Annotated in this window: 1 pseudogene; it reads left to right on the top strand. The window is 42.3% G+C overall.

Annotated features, from left to right (window positions below):
- A pseudogene (locus GPK58_RS11965) lies at positions 1 to 385 on the top strand (IS200/IS605 family element RNA-guided endonuclease TnpB); the annotation flags it as partial.

Genomic DNA, 385 nt, shown 5'->3' with positions numbered 1-385 from the left:
CCGCCATGCTGACAGAACTGAAAAAGCAAGAGGAGTTTGCTTTTCTGAAAGCAGCAGATTCCATTGCATTACAGCAGTCTCTGCGGGATCTCGACCGGGGATTTGTGAATTTCTTTCAGAAACGGGCCTCCTATCCAACCTTCAAAAGTAAACATAACCGGTTCCAGTCATACAGAACGGTAAATCAAAAAGATAATATCCGTATTGTGGGAAGATATATCAAACTTCCGAAACTTGGATTTGTTAAAATACGGCCGTCGATGGAAGTGGAAAAGATTAATCACGTGATCATTGAGCACACACCAGCTGGAAAATATTTTGCGGTTTTAAATGTTGATTTTGAACCGGAACCACGCTCAAATGCTGGCGGAACGATAGGGATTGA

The sequence above is a fragment of the Blautia sp. MCC270 genome (genome assembly GCF_018785605.1).
GTDB classification, from domain to species: Bacteria; Bacillota; Clostridia; order Lachnospirales; family Lachnospiraceae; genus Blautia_A; species Blautia_A fusiformis.
Note: the sequence above shows the minus strand (reverse complement) of the source record. Positions and strands in the feature narration are given on the sequence as shown.